At 55.8% G+C, this 18426-nt stretch carries 13 protein-coding genes; 6 read left to right on the top strand and 7 right to left on the bottom strand.

Annotation, left to right across the window (positions count from 1 at the left end; translation table 11 throughout):
- Positions 1 to 2: 2 nt before the first annotated feature.
- The 4 genes from NKI70_RS04200 to NKI70_RS04190 all read right to left on the bottom strand — a co-directional run bounded on the left by NKI70_RS04200 (position 3) and on the right by NKI70_RS04190 (position 4894).
- A complete protein-coding gene (locus tag NKI70_RS04200) occupies positions 3 to 1103 on the bottom strand; it encodes a TRAP transporter small permease subunit (RefSeq protein WP_352458293.1) in 1101 nt (366 codons plus the stop codon).
- Between the two features lie 58 nt (positions 1104 to 1161).
- Complete coding sequence (gene dctP / locus NKI70_RS04195) at positions 1162 to 2445, bottom strand: TRAP transporter substrate-binding protein DctP (protein ID WP_352724409.1); 1284 nt, start codon at positions 2443 to 2445, stop codon at positions 1162 to 1164.
- A gap of 962 nt (positions 2446 to 3407) precedes the next feature.
- Entirely contained in the window at positions 3408 to 3680 is a 273-nt protein-coding gene (locus NKI70_RS33945) for a beta-barrel domain-containing protein (RefSeq protein ID WP_502898915.1), read from the bottom strand.
- 116 nt (positions 3681 to 3796) lie between these two features.
- Entirely contained in the window at positions 3797 to 4894 is a 1098-nt protein-coding gene (locus NKI70_RS04190) for a cupin-like domain-containing protein (protein WP_352724330.1), read from the bottom strand.
- 183 nt (positions 4895 to 5077) lie between these two features.
- On the opposite strand from NKI70_RS04190, the gene NKI70_RS04185 reads away from it, so the two are divergent.
- A complete protein-coding gene (locus tag NKI70_RS04185; RefSeq protein ID WP_352457634.1) occupies positions 5078 to 5218 on the top strand; it encodes a hypothetical protein in 141 nt (46 codons plus the stop codon).
- A gap of 67 nt (positions 5219 to 5285) precedes the next feature.
- Here the strand turns inward: NKI70_RS04185 and NKI70_RS04180 are convergent, their stop codons facing one another.
- The 3 genes from NKI70_RS04180 to NKI70_RS04170 form a co-directional block, all read right to left on the bottom strand.
- Positions 5286 to 6611 (bottom strand): HlyD family type I secretion periplasmic adaptor subunit, encoded by a 1326-nt coding sequence (locus NKI70_RS04180; RefSeq protein ID WP_352724329.1) that lies wholly within the window; start codon positions 6609 to 6611, stop codon positions 5286 to 5288.
- Positions 6608 to 8125, bottom strand: a complete 1518-nt coding sequence (locus tag NKI70_RS04175) for an ATP-binding cassette domain-containing protein (protein ID WP_352724328.1) — start codon at positions 8123 to 8125, stop codon at positions 6608 to 6610. Before NKI70_RS04175 ends, NKI70_RS04180 begins: the two co-directional genes overlap by 4 nt.
- 186 nt (positions 8126 to 8311) lie before the next feature.
- The gene (locus NKI70_RS04170; RefSeq protein ID WP_352589759.1) at positions 8312 to 9874 is read right to left on the bottom strand and encodes a hypothetical protein; all 1563 of its coding nucleotides are present in this window, start codon (positions 9872 to 9874) and stop codon (positions 8312 to 8314) included.
- A gap of 666 nt (positions 9875 to 10540) precedes the next feature.
- Here NKI70_RS04170 and NKI70_RS04165 point away from each other — a divergent pair.
- The 5 genes from NKI70_RS04165 (at position 10541) to NKI70_RS04145 (ending at position 18347) form a co-directional block, all read left to right on the top strand.
- Entirely contained in the window at positions 10541 to 12691 is a 2151-nt protein-coding gene (locus tag NKI70_RS04165; RefSeq protein ID WP_352724327.1) for an ATP-grasp domain-containing protein, read from the top strand.
- 46 nt (positions 12692 to 12737) lie between these two features.
- Complete coding sequence (locus NKI70_RS04160) at positions 12738 to 13202, top strand: hypothetical protein (RefSeq protein WP_352457629.1); 465 nt, start codon at positions 12738 to 12740, stop codon at positions 13200 to 13202.
- Positions 13203 to 13513: 311 nt separating this feature from the next.
- Positions 13514 to 15820 (top strand): CapA family protein, encoded by a 2307-nt coding sequence (locus NKI70_RS04155; protein ID WP_352574892.1) that lies wholly within the window; start codon positions 13514 to 13516, stop codon positions 15818 to 15820.
- A 720-nt stretch (positions 15821 to 16540) separates the two neighbouring features.
- Positions 16541 to 16966 (top strand): hypothetical protein, encoded by a 426-nt coding sequence (locus NKI70_RS04150; protein WP_352451186.1) that lies wholly within the window; start codon positions 16541 to 16543, stop codon positions 16964 to 16966.
- A 175-nt stretch (positions 16967 to 17141) separates the two neighbouring features.
- A complete protein-coding gene (locus NKI70_RS04145) occupies positions 17142 to 18347 on the top strand; it encodes a TadE/TadG family type IV pilus assembly protein (RefSeq protein ID WP_352574895.1) in 1206 nt (401 codons plus the stop codon).
- Positions 18348 to 18426 lie beyond the last annotated feature (79 nt).

Genomic DNA, 18426 nt, shown 5'->3' with positions numbered 1-18426 from the left:
GCTCAGCCGATCCTTCCAAATGCAGTGGCGATGTCTCGCATCAGCCGGGATAGGCCCTGAAGCAACAGGAGCGCTGCCCCGATGGGGATCGCGAGCTTTACCGGCCAGTATTGGATGCCCCATTCGGTGAATGAGCGTTCGCCAACCGCCGTGGCATCGCTCGCAAATCGCCATCCTGTGACCAGCATGGTGCCGGTGAACAAGAAGAAGAAGGCCGAGGTGATGATGTCGCAGACAGCACGACCGCGTTCGGAGAGATGGCTGTAGACGATGTCTACCCTGACATGCGTTTCGTCACGGTAGGCATAGGCGCCTGCCAGCATGTACTGGATGCCGAACATAAGAAACATGCTTTCATGTACCCAGTTGGTCGGTGAGTTGAAAACAAAACGGGCCACCACTTCGTAGTAGTACGCCACCACTGCGAGAACCGACCAATACGCGACGAACTCGCCCGTCACGCGTACCAGCCAGTCGACCGGCTGGAACAACGCGAGCGGTTGCTTGACGGGCGTGGCTGGCACATCGACTACGAGCGGATGGTCGGCCGCGGCGCGCGCGATCTCACGGGTGCGGGTGCGCCGCACAAGACCGGGTATTAGAAGGGCGTCGCCTGCGAGAGCGAGACCAAGCAGGAGTCCGGCAATTCGGCCAATGCTGTTGGCGCGCTCGAGCCCATGGGCGGCGGCGCTCAGATTATCGCGCGCCACCGTGGCGTCTGCCTCAGCTTTCGCCAGGCGATCGGCAGCGCCTTCTTTGCTGGCTGCTACATCTGCCTTGGCACGCGGCAACAGCCTTTCGGCGTGTTCGCTCTGGGATCGCGCGAGCGACACTGCCTCACGTCCGTCGCGTACCTGGGCGCTCGTCCAAAGCACTGCAATGAACAGCGGGATAAAAATGAATCCCCACCTGCTCTTCAGATAAAACCGGTGCATGCCGAGGAAGCCTGCAGTGACCAGGAACAGGTAAGCAAGAAAGAGATTTGGACGGCCGGCATCGCGCTGTGCCCGCTCGCGATGGACAAGGAAGACCGCAACGAGCGGGAAAAGCACGAGGCTTGACCAGTATAGCCAGTGCGGCAGCACAAATGTGAGTGAGGGCATCGGCGACTGCCTCTTGCAGGAGAGTGCGCCCGCCCGGACAGGACGGGCGCGGAGAGCCTCAGAGGTTGATCGACAATCCCTGATACATGTCCGGGGTCACGTAACCGACGGTCGGGTTCTCCATCACCTCAAGCTGCAGTTTGAAGATGCGCGCCGCGTCCTTATCCTTGTTGGCCCACTCGAACCAGATTGGCACCGCGATTTCCTGGAACTTCTGGAGGTCCTCCGGTCCAAGCCGATTGATTTCAATGCCGGCATCCAGGAATTTCTGCCAGGCCTCCATGTCGGCCTTCTGGATGGCCCCGAAATGGACATTGGAATAGACTTGGATTTCGTCTTCCACGAACTTCTTGAGGTTGTCCGGGAGTTGGTTCCAGACATTCATGTTGACGGCAAAGTCCATCAGGTCGACGGGCTGGTATACGGACATCAGACCGGCTGGGCCCATGGAAATGTACTTGGTCACCTGCTGGAACCCGAGCGCCCAGTTTACCGCCGGCCCAGTGTAATCGGCTGCATCGATCGTGCCTTTCTCCAGCGCGGAGAACACCTCGCCGCCCGGCAGCAGCGTCGTCTTGGCGCCGGCTTTTGCGAATGTCTCGGCGATCATGCCGCCAGGTACGCGCAGCTTCAGGTCTCTGAAATCCTCGATCGAGCGGATCGGTGTCTTTGAGTGGATGATGTTCGGGCCGTGATGAATGCGGTTGACGTAGTAAAGACCTTGTTTCGCATAAAGGTCGCGCGCGGCCTGCAGACCACCTTTCGAATAGAAAAAGATGTCCCATTCGTGCGGATAGCGTAGCCCCATCGTGTAAGAGGAGAGGAACGCCGCAGCGGGAAGCTTACCGGCCCAGTAAAGTGAAAACGAGTTCATCGCTTCCAGAACGCCGTTCTTCACCCCGTCGAGGAGTTCGAAGTCACCAACGATGTCCTTTGCCTTGAACGGCTGAAATTCGAGTTGGCCTCCGGTCTTTTCCTTGATGGCCCCACACCAGCTCTGGAAAGTTTCAAGTCCGACGCCAGCCGGCCACGAGGTTTGAATTTTCCAGATGATTGTGTCAGCGGCTCCTGCCCTTCGAACCCAGGGAGCGGTAACCGCCGTCGCCGTCAGCCCGGCGACAAGTCCGCTCGACTTCAGAAAGCTTCGCCTTGATTTGGAATGCGATTCTCCGTCCATTGTCTTCCTCCCTGTTCGGCAAGCGGACAAACGATAGGCCCACCGCCGTCTCAAAAACTGAAAACCAATGACACACCCTTTTTGAGGGATCAGAGCATGCCAGCGCCACGAACGACAGAGAAAGAAACGGCGCAGCATGCAAATAACATAGCGCGACGCAAGCATTTTCAACCACTGCGCGCCCGACCCGTAATATGCTCGTGCGTTTCAATAAATCCACGGTTTTAGTGGGTTATCGGCTAGTCAACGCGGCGTTCCTTCGGCTTATACGAAGCTCGGTGCGGCTTCCGTCCCTGCTTCTTAAGCCGAAACATTGGCCAGGTGACTGCACTCCATGGTCCTGGTCTGCGTCCGCTGCCTGGTTCGAGTGATGCGCATCGGTAGGACTCTCTACCCCGAGCAATCGCGTGACTGGCTATTCCCATCAGAGAGCGAACGCGGTCACGTCATCGAGCACAAGAGAAACGCAGCGATCTGTCGAAATGGGGGAATGACCTGCGGCAGACTTTCCGGACAATCGCCCAGGCTGCAGGCGTTGCGGAGTTGGACGTCCATCTTCTGATGAACCACTCGATCCCGGGGGGTAACGCAGGCTACATCACGCGCAACAAGCTGCTGAGCGATCACCTGCGACAGCAACAGGAAGCAATCTCACGTCGGATGCTCGAAGCTGGGCGGTCGCGAGGGAATCAAACGAGGCTTCGCGCCTGGCCCGTCCTTCCCAGCAGGCGCCTACTTTCTGAGCTGATGAGCGGCAAGGATTAGCGGCATCAAACGTGTTCGGGGGGTCGAGTCGGTAGAGCGCTACCGCCTTTCCCCACACTCGTCGAGCTGCCAATTCAAGCTGCGTTGCTGCCGGTGAGCAGAGTCCACTTGCCGGCGCGCCATATGAAGCACTATAGCAAGGAAAATCGTAAGCGGTGTTTCCGCGCGCCAAAACAAGATCGCCAGAGACGGGCTGTATGGGTCCGGTGACAAGTGTGCGCATGTGAAATGCCGCGACCCGGCGGGTAGAGAATTCACGTTTAGCTCTCTTTTGGTCCCGCGAATTCTGGAATAAGACATTATATTCGCCAAAATTATACTTTAACTTGAGCTCGAAATTCTTTTTTTATTGCTCGTTCTCGTTATTCACGAAGGGCGCGACCCATAGCGGCGTAGACAGGAGCGCTGAGATACTCCCATGCAGACCTCGCTCCAGGTTCGATCATGACCTGCGTGCCCATCCCAGCTTGCAATGCTACAGGCGCTGCTTTCAAAGACTCCGGTCTCAGAACAATTCGAACTGAATAGAAAGTTTGACCGGTCCGAGGATCAATCAGTTGGTCAGCTGAAAGAGTGCGCATGTCGCCGCTCATCGCTTGCTGGTAACGTCTGCTCACAGCGCTCAGCCAAACCATCGCGTAACCGCCGTCCCCTCCTCAGCTTGTCGCAGGATGAAGGCGATCTGCACCTCCGAAAACTTCAACTCAGTGGAAAATTCCAGCTCAGAATGGTCAGAAATCCGGGATGCAGGTCACTGCCGAACAGGTAGTCCAACCGCGGGATGCGAGAGCGCCTCAAACTCTGCCTTCGTTAGGTCTTGCTCGGTCTGAAACCACCGCGCCATGAGGACTCCGAGATCTTCGGGGATCCGCAACGCCTTTGCTTGGTCCCGCCCCAACTGCGCCAGGAATGCGCACCATTGATCGTATTCGGTTTTGCCGGTGTCGCTCTTCCACTCAACATAGGCATGCTGGGCCAGAGTCTTAATTTCGTCGGCGGGGATCGGTTCGATGCCGTAACGGTATGCGCCTTGCAGGACCTGATAGCCGAATACAAGCAGAGCGCCGGCCCAGTCCAGCGCACTCCGTCTCAAACGCCGGTTGATGCTGACAGAGAATCCCTCGGTTTCAACCTCATGCCACCAATCGACCGGCATATACAAAACGTCACCTGCATTCAGTACGGCAATCTCTCCATGCAGTTGATTCAACAACGGGAACTGGTCAAAATCGGGATTATTCAAATCCACAAGCGCCCGCCTGGGCTTGTCGGCCGTCTTTTCATGCTGCGGATAGATGAAACTATAATCCCAAGGGGGGAACATTTTTACGGCTTTTGTCCCGTGTAGCTGCACCAGGAATGCGTACCAATGATCATAATGCGCCTTGGCGGTAACCCCTTCGGAAGCAACATAAGGAGACGAGCCAACGAACTCCAGGTCGCTTGGCCAAGGCAATGCCTCGAGAAGACTGCTCGGGACTTTCCCACCAAACATGTAGTAGCGCTCGTTTGCATCGATCAGTGGTTGCCATTCCCCCTGGCCTAGGATCCGCTCGAACAACTCACGGAAGGTCATCTCGTGTGTCATCCCGCTCTTGCGTAAGACATAGGATGCAGTGGAAACCGTGGTCTCGTCCCCTGGAACCACCGTAACCTGCCCGGTATGCCGCGCCCATTTGGGGTCATCCAATCCCCAACCGTCGGAGGCTGCAACCCAGCCTCGAACAACAAACGGCCGATTTTGTCGGATTGCCGTGGAGATTTGCTTGCTGTCAATCTCCTCGATCGGTTTCATGTTAAGCTTTGGCGTTTCGCGAGCTGATTCAGCGAGTTTGGCGTTGCTGGCCATGGTTTCCACCCTTATTGAGATGACCTTAATCAAAGAAATGAAATACAAATTGCGTTTCAGTTGGATGATATGTGGCTGTCGGGAGCGATGTCGTCGTGCATTCGAATGGCAGCGATCCAGGCACTTGGTGTTCAATGGCCGTGCTGATCGACGAAAGCCGTCACCTGGCGGCGGGATACGCCGATGGCCTGGCAGAGCTTGGCGCTGTTTCCATTCCTCACCGTGCGCGAGAATGTCGAGTTCGGCCTGCGCATGCGCGGCGTCGACAGGGCCGAGCGGCGGCGACGCGTCGACTGGTGGCCGCGAATCTGGAAGAAGACATAATACTCGATACTCGCCCCAATTATACTTGAACGGGAGCGTAAAAGTCTTTGTCTATTGCTCGTTCTCTTTATTCACGAAGAGCACGTCCCATAGCGGCATAGACCGGCGCGCTGAGATACTCCCATGCTGACCTCGCTCCAGTTTCGATCATGACCTGTGTGCCCATTCCAGCTTGCAATGCTCCAGGCTTCAAAGACTCCGGCCTCAGAACAATTCGGACTGAATAAAAAGCCTGACCGGTCCGAGGGTCAATTAGCCGGTCAGCTGAAAGAGTGCGAACGTCACCGCTCATCGGTTGCTGGTAACGTCTGTTCACAGCGCTAAGCCACACCGTCGCGTGCAGCCCCACTTTCACCTGATCGACGTCGAGGGGGTCAACGTTTGCCACAACAACGAAGCTATCCTCCTGAGGGACGATGTCCATCAGCGGCTCTCCCGCCGTTACGACCCCTCCGTTCGTGTGGACCTTAAGTCCCACTATGGTGCCTCCGATAGGAGCACGTATCTCGGTGCGCGTCGCCACGTCATCAGCAGCGGCCATTCGCTGCTCGTATTCGTATATTTTGGCGCGGGTTTCTCCTAGTGTCTCGACGATATCGGCCGTCGTCGAGGCGCTAAGTTCGGCAATCTTGAATTTCGTCTCCTCCATCTTTTGCTGGGTCGCGCCGATCGACGCTACATACCCGCTTAGGGCACCTCCCACGTCCGCCTTTTCTCTTTCCAAATCTACAAGGCGTGTCCTGACTACCAACTTCCTTTCGTACAGGCTGCGCACATCACCTAATTGCTCCTCGATCAGCTCGAGCTTCCGGGTAGCCGCTACCACTTGCCCTTCAAAACCCTCTATCTCCTTCGCCATGCTTCCGGTTGCTTGCTGCAGCAGGGAGAGCTGCTCTCTGAAGAGGTTTTGACGTGTCCGAAAGACACTCTCCTGCCCGGAAGCAGCATCCGCTGCCAATTTGCCGGACGCTTTCAATTCAGGCGGAATTTCGATCGAGTCCTTTCCATCTCTTTCCGCGACCAAGCGCGCTTCCGTAGCCTTCGCCTCGTACCACTGCGCCTTGATTTCATTTGCAGCAGCCGCCGAAGCGGTGTTTTGCAATCGTATCAACACCTGGCCTGGCGACACGCGATCTCCTTCTTGAGCCAATATCTCTGATATGATGCCGCCTTCGAGGTGCTGAACTGTCTTTACGTTTGACGCGACATTCACCACCCCGGTGGCCAAGACCGCACCCTGGATAGGTGCCGCGACAAGCCACATGCCGGTCAGGGTCGAGAAGGCAGCGACAATCGCGAAACCAGAGATCACTAAACGCCTACCAAACGGCGGCGGATCTTCGGCTCGCTGGGTACCGGGGTGTTTGGTGCCAAGGGCGAGCGAAGCTATCACTTAACGCTCCGCAATTCAGTTTTCCCGAAAGCAACGGGACGAACGGAACCTCCGGTGAGCTCGGGCGATCGACTTCCTAGGATCAGCGACCTATCAACTAATCCGGCAAGACGGTTGGTCTGTCCGGATATGGTGACAATTACCGAGCTTCCCGCATCCTTCATAAGCCTAACCGCCGACTCGAGGGTCTTCTTCGAGGCAGCGTCCAAATTGGCGAATGGCTCGTCCAAGACAATAAGTCTCGGCGCGCGAAAGAGCGCGCGGGCAAGGGCTACTCGCTTCCGTTCACTCCCGGACAGGCCGACCGAGTCGTTAAGCAAAGTGTCATAACCCTGGCCCAGACGAACGATAACTTCGTGTATTCCGGCTATTTTTGCTGCGGAAACCACGTCATCGATAGAACTTTGTTGAAAACGTGCAATATTTTCCGCGACGGTTCCGTCAAAAAGTTCAACGTGCTGAGGTAAATAGCCGATGCCTCCAACTCTAACATTATCCGGAAGCCTGGTTATGTCCATGTCTCCCAAGCGGATCTGACCGGTGCGGGGCTTGAGCAAACCAATGAGAAGACGAGAAAGCGTCGTCTTGCCGGTGGCTGCACGTCCTATGACCAGCAGCAATTCCCCAGGAGCCAGAGAAAGCGACAGTTTCCTAAATACGTCTGCTCGCGATCCAGCATGCCTGAATGTAACTTGATCGAGAACTAACGAGCCTTGCGGCGTTCCAGGAAGCAGGGACGGCTCTACGTCCAACGGTTTGGCAAGCTCCGCCTTGATCTGAGAGTATCCCTCCCGCGCTTCCCTGAGGCTTCTGAGCTCCCGAACTGCCTTTTCCACCATTCTGTAAGCAAATCTGGCAATGAGCCGGGCTGCAAATACGCCTCCGAGGGACGCCGAATCGTTCAGGAACAGCCAGATGCCCGATGCCAATAGAACTATGTAAACGCAACGGTTCAGCGCCCGGATCGCTGCATCAAGGCTCGATCCTCTGGCATTAAGCCGCTCCCGCTGCAAAAAGCCATCTACTCTGTTCCTACCCCAGCGACCGGCGATCGCGTCGGCCATTGCGAAGGCGCCGACTACGTCTTTGTGCCTTTCCGCTGAGATCAATACCTCTTTCGCCTGCTTGGCAGCTTCACGTTCAGCTTGGCGGGGCTCTTGTGTGATCTTTTCTTTGAGCAGGCTCATACCTGTCAACAAAGCCATGCCTGCCAACGCGATCAGGCCGAGAACAGGATGGATCAAGTATACACATAACAGGAAAACGGGAGCCCAGACCACGTCCAGCCAAGCAGCTAGCCCTCGCTCAACAAAGCTGGAGACTTTCTCGATGCTGGTCAGAAGCGGCGGATTGGGGATGCCTGCCGTCAATCCGGCTTTCACGGACTGGCTGGTCAAGTGGTGCTCGATCCAAACGCTCCAGCGGGAAAGCATACGACGACGAATGGCTTCCAGCACGACGCCGGTTACCAGAGCGAGCAAGGCGGCCAAGGTCAGAATAACGAGGGTTTCCACGCTCCGGCTGGAAATGACCCGGTCGAATATTTGTATAAAATAAAGCGGCCCAGCAAATCGGAGCGCATTGATACAGACACCAAAACCCACAACCGCAGCAAGGCCGGGTATCGACCTTCGCCACATTTCGCTGAGGGGGGCGCTGTACCGCCGCCTACCTCGTGTTCTCAGCAAGGACACCGTCTTTCACGCCCGTCCAAGCGGGGCATGCTGGTCGGGGTCCTCGTTGAAAATTCCCGAGAAATTCATGATCATCCCATCCAAATCGTCATGAGGGCTCAAAGCAGGTCCCGCAAGAACATTTGGCTGAAGCCGATTTGCTGCCCAAAGGCGTTCATCGTGATCAACTGCCTCGAACATCGACCAAGCTCCGCTCACGAGGTTGTACATTTGGGTGGCGGACAGGGGAGGGCACCCGAGGGCTTGGACCAGGCTGCCCAGAGATGACTTGAGGGCTCCACGGGTTTTTGCCAAAACTGCCGCTTCTATCAACTCAGCGGGCGCCTGGATCGACATAAACGCGGGGTTCGAGCTTTGCGATAGCAACTCGGGTAAGGTGACCGAGACGCTCCCAAAGGGACTGGGCCATGTCGCCCTGCTGTCACTGGCAGGCCTTCCCGGACCAGGTGTTTCTCCCAACTCTGCCTGAATCAGTTCGTGCGCAAGCTTCCCCAAAAAATCAATTCGCAGCTGGGAAGAGTAGGCTCGACCCTGGTCGAGTGCCGTCATTGGATTTGGGGAATCAGCAATACGCCGTAGATATGGATTATTGCCCTGTCCGTTAGCCAGTTTTTCAGAAGCGCGAGCCTTTAGAACGGGGCTGAGTGCCCCATCCTGGAGCTCCCATGGGGAATAGACATGCAGGCCAGTGGCTTCTTCAGCCTCCCTCACACCGAGCGGCGATCGGCCGATCCTGCCACTAATTGCAAGTACCTTGTGGCCAGCAGCGCGGAGGGTATCAACTCCATACTTTGCTCCCATCGCGTCATAGGAAGCGAAAATCGCGCCAAGAGCCATGCTCCGAAAAGATTCAGCCAGAATTAGCTCGGAAGTTTCCTTCTGCTGCAGCCCATCGGCAATCTCAATAACAGCGACGTCACATCCATTTTCAGCGGCATGGTTCAGTAGGCGGAACGCGCCCTTCTCAATCAACTCTACCGGGGCTAAATACGTCGTTGCAAATCCGGCATCTGTGAAATCAAGAACGATGTCGGCTCCGGCATCCCGCACAATCCAAGTGTCGCCACCCGAGCCAGTTCCTGTAATTTTCAGTGCCGCGACCTTCAGTCCCGCCTTTTTGAACCCTCGGACCAATGACGTTGCCGTCAATGTCTTGCCGGCGTTCATTGACGTCCCAAGCGACAGAACAATCGGCAGGGAAGGGGGCAAATCGTCGGAGCTGACCTTGTAATCCCACACGTTTAGCCGGCGACCGAATTTGTCGCCAATCAGGCCGAGAGGGGTGATCTTGGTTGGCGCCAGCATGCGAGCATGCCTGGAAAGCTCACATGCCGCGATGCCGCCCCCCGCTACCAAGTCGCACGGCCCCAGATCGGGGCCTATTACCGCCTCGAACTGGTCAGGAGCGTACCTGTTTCCATAACAGAGGATTATCTCATCTCCGCGAAACATGATCGCCTTTCGCCCGCAGATGAGCTCCAGTCTGCTGTGATTGCCGAGTTCATCAACGCGCGCCAAAACAAGATCGCCAGCGACGGGCTGTATAGGTCCGGTAACGAGTGTGCGCATGTGAGATGCGGCGACCCGGCGGGTGGCGAATGCTCGTTTAGCTCTCTTCAGGCGCCCGCGCTTAATTCTTGAAACGGACATGAACCCCCCAACTTACATTTGGATGGCATTTAGAAGTCTTTTCTGTTCTATGTATAAGATTAAGCCCTTTTCTATACTCCTCTCCGTTTGCAATCGATTATCCAATAACCAATATGATTGGATAAATATGATTAGATAAATAGCATTAGATGCCTAAAATACATACCCAAGCTGACGACTTTTAACGGCTATTAACACTATAATGTCTGGATCTCTGCCATTCGAATGCATGACGACATCTCCCCGCGAGGCCACATACCATCCAGCTGCATTGTCCGGATCAGGCCGGCGGGAAATCCACTGGTCTTTCAAGAGAATAAGAACGCGACTTCCGGATGCTGCGGCCGTAGCGTTTAGGCTGAACGCGGGGGATCAGAGATAAAGCGTGCTTAAATGTGGTGGAATGCGCCACATCTTCGCCCCTTCACATCGGGTCTTGCCGAAGCCGCTCATGCCCATCGATGCGATGCCCGTTTCGAGATGCATTTGAAGTGGCTGCAGCGGAAGCGTGGTCAGGAAGTCTGTATTGTGGGAGACGGTCGAAAAGCAGGCGGAGCGTGAACATCCGGGGTCAAAAGTGGGGTTATGGTCAGCCTATCTGAAGAGTTTGGACAACTTGAGATTGTCAGTTTTAAGGTGCTATCGGGACTTAACGTGCATAGCACGAACACGGTGGTCAAATTAACCCTGAATATCGGGCGGCTAGCGGTTTCTTGCATCTCCGATTTTACTGCGCTGGCTCGCTCAGCGCTGTCCGAAATGTTTCCCGGTTGTGCACAAAACGCTTTGGTCCCTCGCTACATTGCCGACGCAATCCTGTCCGCTGATCTTGAGCTTCGCCGCGCGATGAATTTCTATTCGTTTTCGCCGACGGCGTCGCTAATAGGCGATCCGTCCGAAAGCCATCTTGCAATCGTTTGGGAGTCGGATGACCCGCAGATGTCGCGCGCGGCTGCTTCGGCTGTCGTTGACGCGATTGGTGAGGCGGCGCGAGGCGAGGACGGGGCAGCGAAATACGCTCAGACTCGGGAGCTAAACCTGGAAAGGGCGAAGAGACGACGTCTTTCAAATTCGACCGCTGTGCTTGTAGCTGCAGCTAAGAGAAATCACATCCCGTTCGAATTCATTGCCCGTAACCACCTTCGCCTTGGCCAAGGCAAGCACCAGAAGCAGCTGTTCTCGACGATATCGGGTTCTACATCGTTTGCGTCGGCGAAGGTGGCCTTGGACAAAAGGCTGGGCAACAGACTTTTGGCGCAAGCGGGGATCCCAGTACCCCGTCAGATTACCGTTCGCACCAAACCTGAGGCCGTCGCTGCCGCCAAACAGCTGGGTAAGACCGTCGTGGTCAAACCGGTTCAGGGAAATCAGGGGCGGGGAGTCTCGGTTAAACTGCGGGGACGCCGTGCAGTTGAGGCTGCATTCGATATAGCGCACGACGTCACTCAGTCAGAGCGGTTTGGCGTCTTGGTTGAGCAGTTCATCGCCGGCCCGGAATTTCGAGCGACAGTCGTTGACTATCATCTCGTGGCGGCGGTCATGTGTTGCCCCCCCCAAGTCGTTGGCGACGGTGAAAAAACGATAGTTGACCTGATTCATGATTTGAACCGAGAACCCGACAGAGACGGGAGACGTCTTTCTCCTGTAGAGATTGACGATGAGCTGCTACGGCACCTAGCCTTGCGTCGTCTTACGCTGGAGTCCGTCCCAATTTCCGGGCAGCCTTTGGTTCTCCGACCTACCGGCCACCTCGCCCGTGGAGGCGTCCCGGTCGATGTTACAAACTCCGTTCATCCAGATAACAGGCAACTGTGCGAGCGCATCGTGAGAGTCATCGGCCTTAACATTGCCGGGATAGATCTCATCATGCCCGATATTGCAAGATCATACAAAGAGGTCGGGTGTACTGTCATCGAGGTAAATGCACGGCCGGGGATCGAGTTTCATCTTTGGCCGCGAGCGGGGACCTCGAGAGATGTGAGTGAGATAATCCTGGCCAATATGTACAATGAGCCGGGCTCTTCGGAAATTGCCACCGTACTCGTCATCGGCGATCGACACACTGGTGCGGTGGCGACAGCAATCGATCATCGGTTCCAGGCGGAAGGGCGAAGAGTTGGTCTCTTGTCGAAAAGAGGCGCTTACATCAACACTGTACCCCAGGAATTTGGGCGGCGGACAACCCCGCAAATGCTGGCCAGAGACCCGTTCCTGGAAGCCCTGGTTTATGCAGCCTCTCCGGACAGACTTTGGGCGAGCGGTCTTTGTCTGGGTGCTTGCCGTGCGGTCTCGATGACTCGAACGGATGCAGACAATGGTACAGTTCTCGAAGATCTCGCTCAGCGAGTGTTGCAGTGCGGAAACCAGGGCTATTTCATTGTCAACAGCGAAGATGAATGGCCCCGCCGTGCGCTGTCGACCTTGCCGATCACACGACTAATATTGGTCAGTTCCGAGCCGGATACTGATACCGACCTACGTCGGCACCTACAGAGTGGTGGTTTGGTTCTAACTTTGAGATGGAGCACTGACGGATCGGGTGCCAAAATGGCGCTTTTGTCGAGATCTGGTGAGCTAGCCGCGGAACCCCTCGCATCTATGTCTCAGTCGCGGCCACCGCAAATAAAGGCTGCCATGCACGCAATGGCAATGTCGTATTTGGCAAAAAAGGATGGCTGGTTCGATGAAGTGGCCCCGTTTCCGTCAGTTCGGCCCGAGACGAACGACGTTCGATAGCAGTGATGAGTTTATCGATTCTGCTCAAGCTAAGGAGAGTAAGGTTATGAACACTGTTTCGCCGATTGCAACACCGAGTGTTTCGCTAAGTGATGCGGCGACACTCGTTGCTTTGACTTTGAAACGCACCACAAACAAAGCGGGACAGCCGCGAACCCGTGCAAGAATGTCGTACAAGACATTCAGGCGCCTGACCGGACGGCGTGTCGGCGGGGCGGCGTTCGTGAGAGGCTTCACGGAGGAATTGTTGAAGCTAGGCTGGCTGATGGTCCGTATGCCATCGGCTTACGGCTTCGTGCGCGCCGCCTCCCTCGACAAGTGGCGTCTCATAAAATCAAATATGGTCGCGGAAGAACTTAAGGTGATTAAGGAGGGATCTGCGGCGAAGGCATTGGAGAGCGCTCGGCAAGAGCTCGCTGGATCGGGTGAGAATAACGGTTCAGCAGGCGGCCTCAGTAAGGCAGTTCGAATAAGCGGAGAGAAGAAAAAGCCGGTCGCAAGCATCGGATAGATGTGCCTCGTCAGGAGATTGATTTGTGTAGCCCCCATCAGGGGCAGGCGAATTGAGGCCAAAACGCTGCCGGAAGCTGGGCTGCAGACTCGGATCCAGCTTCCCACCATGGAGCGAAAATGCGGCCTCAGAGCATGTTGAAGGACAATCTCCACGCCCTGTAGAGAGTTGGCCTCAGGGCAACCGACGGCGTGTCCTTTCGATCAATTTCAGCACCCGTCGGCGAAAGGTTCGCAGGATTGCGGAGCGCAAGACTTGTGAATTCTTGCGTCTCAGCGTTCGCAGAAGAAGCAGTAGCTTTGGGGAAAAAGATGGCGACTGGATCTGTTTACGTCTGGGAGCGTTGCGATTCAGATTTTACTGGCGGCCGGGTGCATTCAACCGAGGTCGAACTGCCTTATCTTTGCCAAAACACGGGGAGGCAAGGGCTGCGTGGGCGGTACGTGGACGTAATCGGTCATCCAGCCACGGATGTTCACTGGCCCACGGGTGAGATGGGCGAAGCACTGCCCGACAAGCAAGGTAACTATGTTTTCAAGCCTTTCGGCGGCGGAATTCTTGGTGAACAGGAAGGTTGTGAGGCCGCGGCACGCTTCGGCCAGGTCAACGTCTACTACCACGTCTCCTTGATAGCTCATCGAGTGAACGAAGTGCTGCGTTCACTCGGCGAGGGCCCGTTGCCGAAGGTCAGAGCGATCGTTAATGCGCACCAGCCGAAACAAGGGGGAGTTAACGGGGATCTGCTTAGGTTGGTGCCGGTCAAAGGGACCAAATACCGATATCCAGCAAGAATCGAAAATCTCGATGATTTTTCGATCCCCCTCTGTGGGGAATTGCTGTTCGGCCCGGGGCGTGCAGTCACAGCGGAAGGGTGGCTTCCACGAATTTCAGGCGGTGCTTATCTGTGCGACCCCTCGCACAATGCCAGTTTCATATATCAGGCATTCGGGTTTCACGTGGTGCGCCATACCGCTGACATCCAAGCTGACAGGCTGCATGCACCGCGCGCCAGTTTCAGTAAGCCTGGTCCCCTTGAGTACGCCTTGAGCGCATACTTTGCGGCCGCGATGCTGTCGACTCCCTACGTATGGTGTTGGCACCTCCGTCATGATGCCGAGTTCGTACCATCGGATACTCTTGCCAATGATTCGCGTATGGACGACGCCGAGATGCCACCGCCGGAGGCGCTGGTCGCGCAAGTCATAGCGGCGACAATGTGGGACCTACACAAGGCTTTTCCGGGAGACGAACTTACTTGCATTTCGTTAGTTGTAGCTGCCCTTTTGGCGCTGGGACGACTTTCTGATAGCCCGTATGCTCCTTCCGGAATTCGAACGCGCGCCCTCAGGTCACTTCCGAAGAGCTTTGCCTCGTGTTTGCTTCATGCAGACCGAATGAGATTCAGCAGCCGTTACGAAACACTGATCCGAAGCGTTTTTGAGAAGCGTGGGATCGGCTTTAGTTCTTCAGCGGTTGAGACATTGTTGGCACCCTCCGTTCAGCCACCCCTTTACCGCCTCGGTGAATCGGAAGAAGTCCGGCGCCATGTTGTAAAAATTCGCGAGAAGTTTTCAGAGGTCATAATTCCGGATGACATCGATCTCATCGACCCGGACCAACTTGAACAGTTCCTCTCTTCGTCCGCCAGCGCTCCGTACCATTTGGCGGCGGTCGGAGATGTGATGACCGGGATGCGGATGCGTCATCGTATCCGCAGGTTTGGCCCAGACTATGCCTTCGCCTGGGTCAGGCCGATCTTTAGACGCTGCGCTTTGATAACGGGAAACCTTGAGGGGCCGTTCTCCACCATCTCTGAGAAAGCAGGTACCACTCGGAACTACTCATACAAAGTGGACCCCAAGTCAGCCTCTGTCTTACGTCGTGCAGGCTTCGCTGCCATGACTGTCGCGAATAACCACATTCAAGACTGCGGTCGGGGTGGCGTGGTTGAGACGCTAGCCACGTTAGAGCGACAGTATATCCAACCGTACGGTGGTGGTAGGAACCAGAGCTCTGCTTACCACCCGGCGATTTTTGATGGCGCAGATATCCGCATCGGACTTCTCGGATATTACTGGAACCGTCGAACAGCGGCTCGTGGCGAACTTCCAGGCTCCGCACAAGATGTGCCCGAATTCGTCGAGCGTGATCTGGCCCAACTTCGTCCACTGGTCGATCGGATCGCCGTGATGGTACATTGGGGTTTGCCATACCAGCGCCAACCTACCGAGCAAGACCGCATGAAAGCACGGCTATTTATCGACCTGGGTGCGGACGCAGTCATCGGCCATCATCCCCACATCCTTCAGCCGATCGAGATTTATAATGGTCGGCCGATATTATACAGTGTCGGCAATTTTGCATTTGGGTCCGGAAACAGCAAAGGGGAGTCCATTCTGCCTTGCTTCCACTTTGGTGCGAAGCAGATCCGTTTAGATATTTATCCAGTTTACGCTCAAAACAGAGATCCGCGCCTCGACTACCAACCAAAGATAATGGGAGGAGCAGCCGGTCGCGCGACAATCGATCGGTTGCTGGCGTTGTCGCCTGGACTCGCCGATGTTGTCGTAGCCGTTCAAGACAGATGCCTTAGATTGGCCATCCCTGCACTGGCGTGAGGCTCCGAAGCTCATGCGTATGCCGTACGCGGATTTGCACTGGGTTCCTCGATCGCAATGGCGGCGCGAGCGATACGTGCCGACAAAACAAGGAGCCGATACCCTGTCACGCAGGACGCTGAGGTGCCGCGGAGGCGTCGCTTGCGAACATTGCGAGGACCAGACGTGGAGGAACGAACTCTTTACTGCTCAGCCGGTTTTGATTTGTTTAGCTGCCGCTAATGGGATATGTCATCCCTGCGGGATCGTCCATGGGAGCGACAGGTGCGATTTCTAATCCGTCTGTTAGGGGCAGTCGTCTTAGGCTGTAGTCTGACGTATTCAGGCCAAGTACTTGCCTGGAAGGTCGGCAAAGGTACGACCTCAGCAACTATTAACGGCATAAAGTTGACAGTATACACCTATCATCCGAAGAACTGTTCCAATCCATCGATCCTGTTCGTGTTCCATGGACTAAGCCGAACGGCCGAATCCTACCGAGACTACGCGCAGCCTCTTGCGGATCGAAATTGCCTGATCGTTATGGCGCCGCTTTTCGACCTGGAAAGGTTCCCAGGCTGGAGCTATCAGCGGGGAGGCATTGTCAACTCGGGCACAATTCAACCTCGGGACAGGTGGACTGTTTGGTACGTGAAGGGCTTGGTAAACTGGGCGAGGGCCCGAGAGGGGCTGCCGACTGCCCAGTATTACCTTTTTGGGCACTCGGCGGGAGGTCAATTCATGTCGCGTGTTGCAGCATTTGCCTTGTCGGATGCCAAGAGAGTGGTCGTAGCCAATCCGTCGACCTACGTATTGCCCTCGCTAGCAGAGGCGGCAGCCTACGGGCTGGGATGTCTCTCCTCGGGCTGCGTCTATACGCCGGATCAGGCCTCTCAGGAGTTGAAGGCCTATCTGGCTTTGCCGCTAACGATCTATCTTGGGGAAGACGACACTGGCGATGTCGATCTAAACGAAAGCGCAGCTGCTATGCGCCAAGGAGAGACGCGTTTGGATCGGGGGCAGTTCACTTTTGAGCTGGCGCAAGCTGTCGCGACCGCTAACGGGTGGCCTTTCAATTGGCGTCTCGTGATTTTGCCGGGTGTCGGACATTCGGCACGCGACTTGTTGCAGTCTGACCAGGCTCAGCAAGTCTTCGGCCTTAAGTAAAGAATTAGCACATCGCTGACTTCAAGGTCTGCCGCGTTTCACTCAGCTCAATGAGCAGCGAGACAGCTTGCATCGCCTTTTTGCCGAGCGTGAATTGCCGCTGCGTTTTGTTGTTCTAATTTAGTAAATTCTAAACCATCTTCGGTCTAAGGTGCTCTTAAGAGAGGGCTTCTGGATGCGGAGACTGAAAGATCTGCCGCCCGAAAAACGGGGGAACTTTGCCGTCGCGATGGCCTTAATGGTGGTGCCACTGGGCTTGGCCCTCGGCCTTAGCATTGACTTTACCAACGCCGCTTCCTGGAGATCCAAGCTGCAGGAGATAGCCGATTCGGCGGCTCTTGTTGCTGTCGAGAGCGATGGAGGAAACGAAGCAGCCGTCCAGGCCGCGAAGAATTGGGCGCTGGCCAATGGCTCCTTCGTGACCGGCGCTGTCGTTGGGGTGAGCATCACCACTCCTTCTGCTGGGACGCGAGAGGCGGCGGTTGAAATCTCAGCTGGAATGCCAACCGCTTTCATGAGTCTTGCTGGAATTCGGAGCATTAACCTTCACGCGGCGGCAACGGCCCGAAAAGCCGCGCCGGATTATTGCTTCTATGTCCTCGATCCTGCCTCAAATGGAGCGCTGACGGTAATGGGTTCCGGGGGGCTTTCGGTGCCAAACTGCGGTATCCAAGTGAATTCCTCCAGTCCAAGGGCACTGAGGCACGTTGGAACCGGAAAGATTGTCGCCAGAAAAATCTCTATAGTGGGCAATTACCAAGGCGGCGGTTACACCATCATCCCGAAAACCAACCAACCCGAACTTGCAGACCCCCTTGTCGATCTACCGCAGCCCGTTCCACCGAACGGCTGCGACTACAGTGATCAGATGCTGACCGATGTTACCATTCCGGCCGGCCGGGTGTTCTGTGGAAACATTGACCTCGATGGAAATGTCGTTCTTTCTCCCGGAGTTCACTATTTTCAGAACGCAACAGTGAGCATCGGCAGCCATGTGAATCTCTCGGGCGACGAAGTCACGATATTCGTTGACTCCGAGTCAAGCATTATTCAGTCAGCAGGCAAAGGTGGCGTAAGGATTTCGGCTCCCACGAGCGGCATTTACGCTGGCATCGCTATCTTCGGGTCACGCACAGTTACGCCTTCTGTGCCAACGGTCTCATTGTCCGGAAACAAAAACTACTTAATTGAAGGGGCTATCTACCTGCCCCATCATCGTTTTCGGATGAGAGGGACAACAGACCTGAAGTCGACTGCCAACTCAGGTTGGATTGTTGCGTGGCAATTTTTCTATAGTGGCAACTCGAGTGTGGCCCTGGACTGGTATGGTGCGACTCCGCCGAAAGGCCTTGGAGACTTAGGAATAGTGCTCCTTCGCTGAAGCAATACTGATGTCAGTGCTCGGCACAGGGCTATATCTTTGTTGTTGCTGCATTGGGCTCGGACCAACCAACCATTCC

The sequence above is a fragment of the Mesorhizobium sp. M0500 genome, assembly GCF_040321165.1.
Lineage (GTDB): Bacteria > Pseudomonadota > Alphaproteobacteria > Rhizobiales > Rhizobiaceae > Mesorhizobium.
Note: the sequence above shows the minus strand (reverse complement) of the source record. Positions and strands in the feature narration are given on the sequence as shown.

Bases quoted from the DNA above. Each gene is read 5' to 3' on its own strand.
- NKI70_RS04200 (WP_352458293.1), bottom strand. From the start codon at position 1,103: ATGCCCTCACTCACATTTGTGCTGCCGCACTGGCTATACTGGTCAAGC.
- dctP (WP_352724409.1), bottom strand. From the start codon at position 2,445: ATGCTTGCGTCGCGCTATGTTATTTGCATGCTGCGCCGTTTCTTTCTC.
- NKI70_RS33945 (WP_502898915.1), bottom strand. From the start codon at position 3,680: ATGGTTTGGCTGAGCGCTGTGAGCAGACGTTACCAGCAAGCGATGAGC.
- NKI70_RS04190 (WP_352724330.1), bottom strand. From the start codon at position 4,894: ATGGCCAGCAACGCCAAACTCGCTGAATCAGCTCGCGAAACGCCAAAG.
- NKI70_RS04185 (WP_352457634.1), top strand. From the start codon at position 5,078: ATGGCCTGGCAGAGCTTGGCGCTGTTTCCATTCCTCACCGTGCGCGAG.
- NKI70_RS04170 (WP_352589759.1), bottom strand. From the start codon at position 9,874: ATGCGCACACTCGTTACCGGACCTATACAGCCCGTCGCTGGCGATCTT.
- NKI70_RS04165 (WP_352724327.1), top strand. From the start codon at position 10,541: ATGGTCAGCCTATCTGAAGAGTTTGGACAACTTGAGATTGTCAGTTTT.
- NKI70_RS04160 (WP_352457629.1), top strand. From the start codon at position 12,738: ATGAACACTGTTTCGCCGATTGCAACACCGAGTGTTTCGCTAAGTGAT.
- NKI70_RS04155 (WP_352574892.1), top strand. From the start codon at position 13,514: ATGGCGACTGGATCTGTTTACGTCTGGGAGCGTTGCGATTCAGATTTT.
- NKI70_RS04150 (WP_352451186.1), top strand. From the start codon at position 16,541: ATGTCGCGTGTTGCAGCATTTGCCTTGTCGGATGCCAAGAGAGTGGTC.
- NKI70_RS04145 (WP_352574895.1), top strand. From the start codon at position 17,142: ATGCGGAGACTGAAAGATCTGCCGCCCGAAAAACGGGGGAACTTTGCC.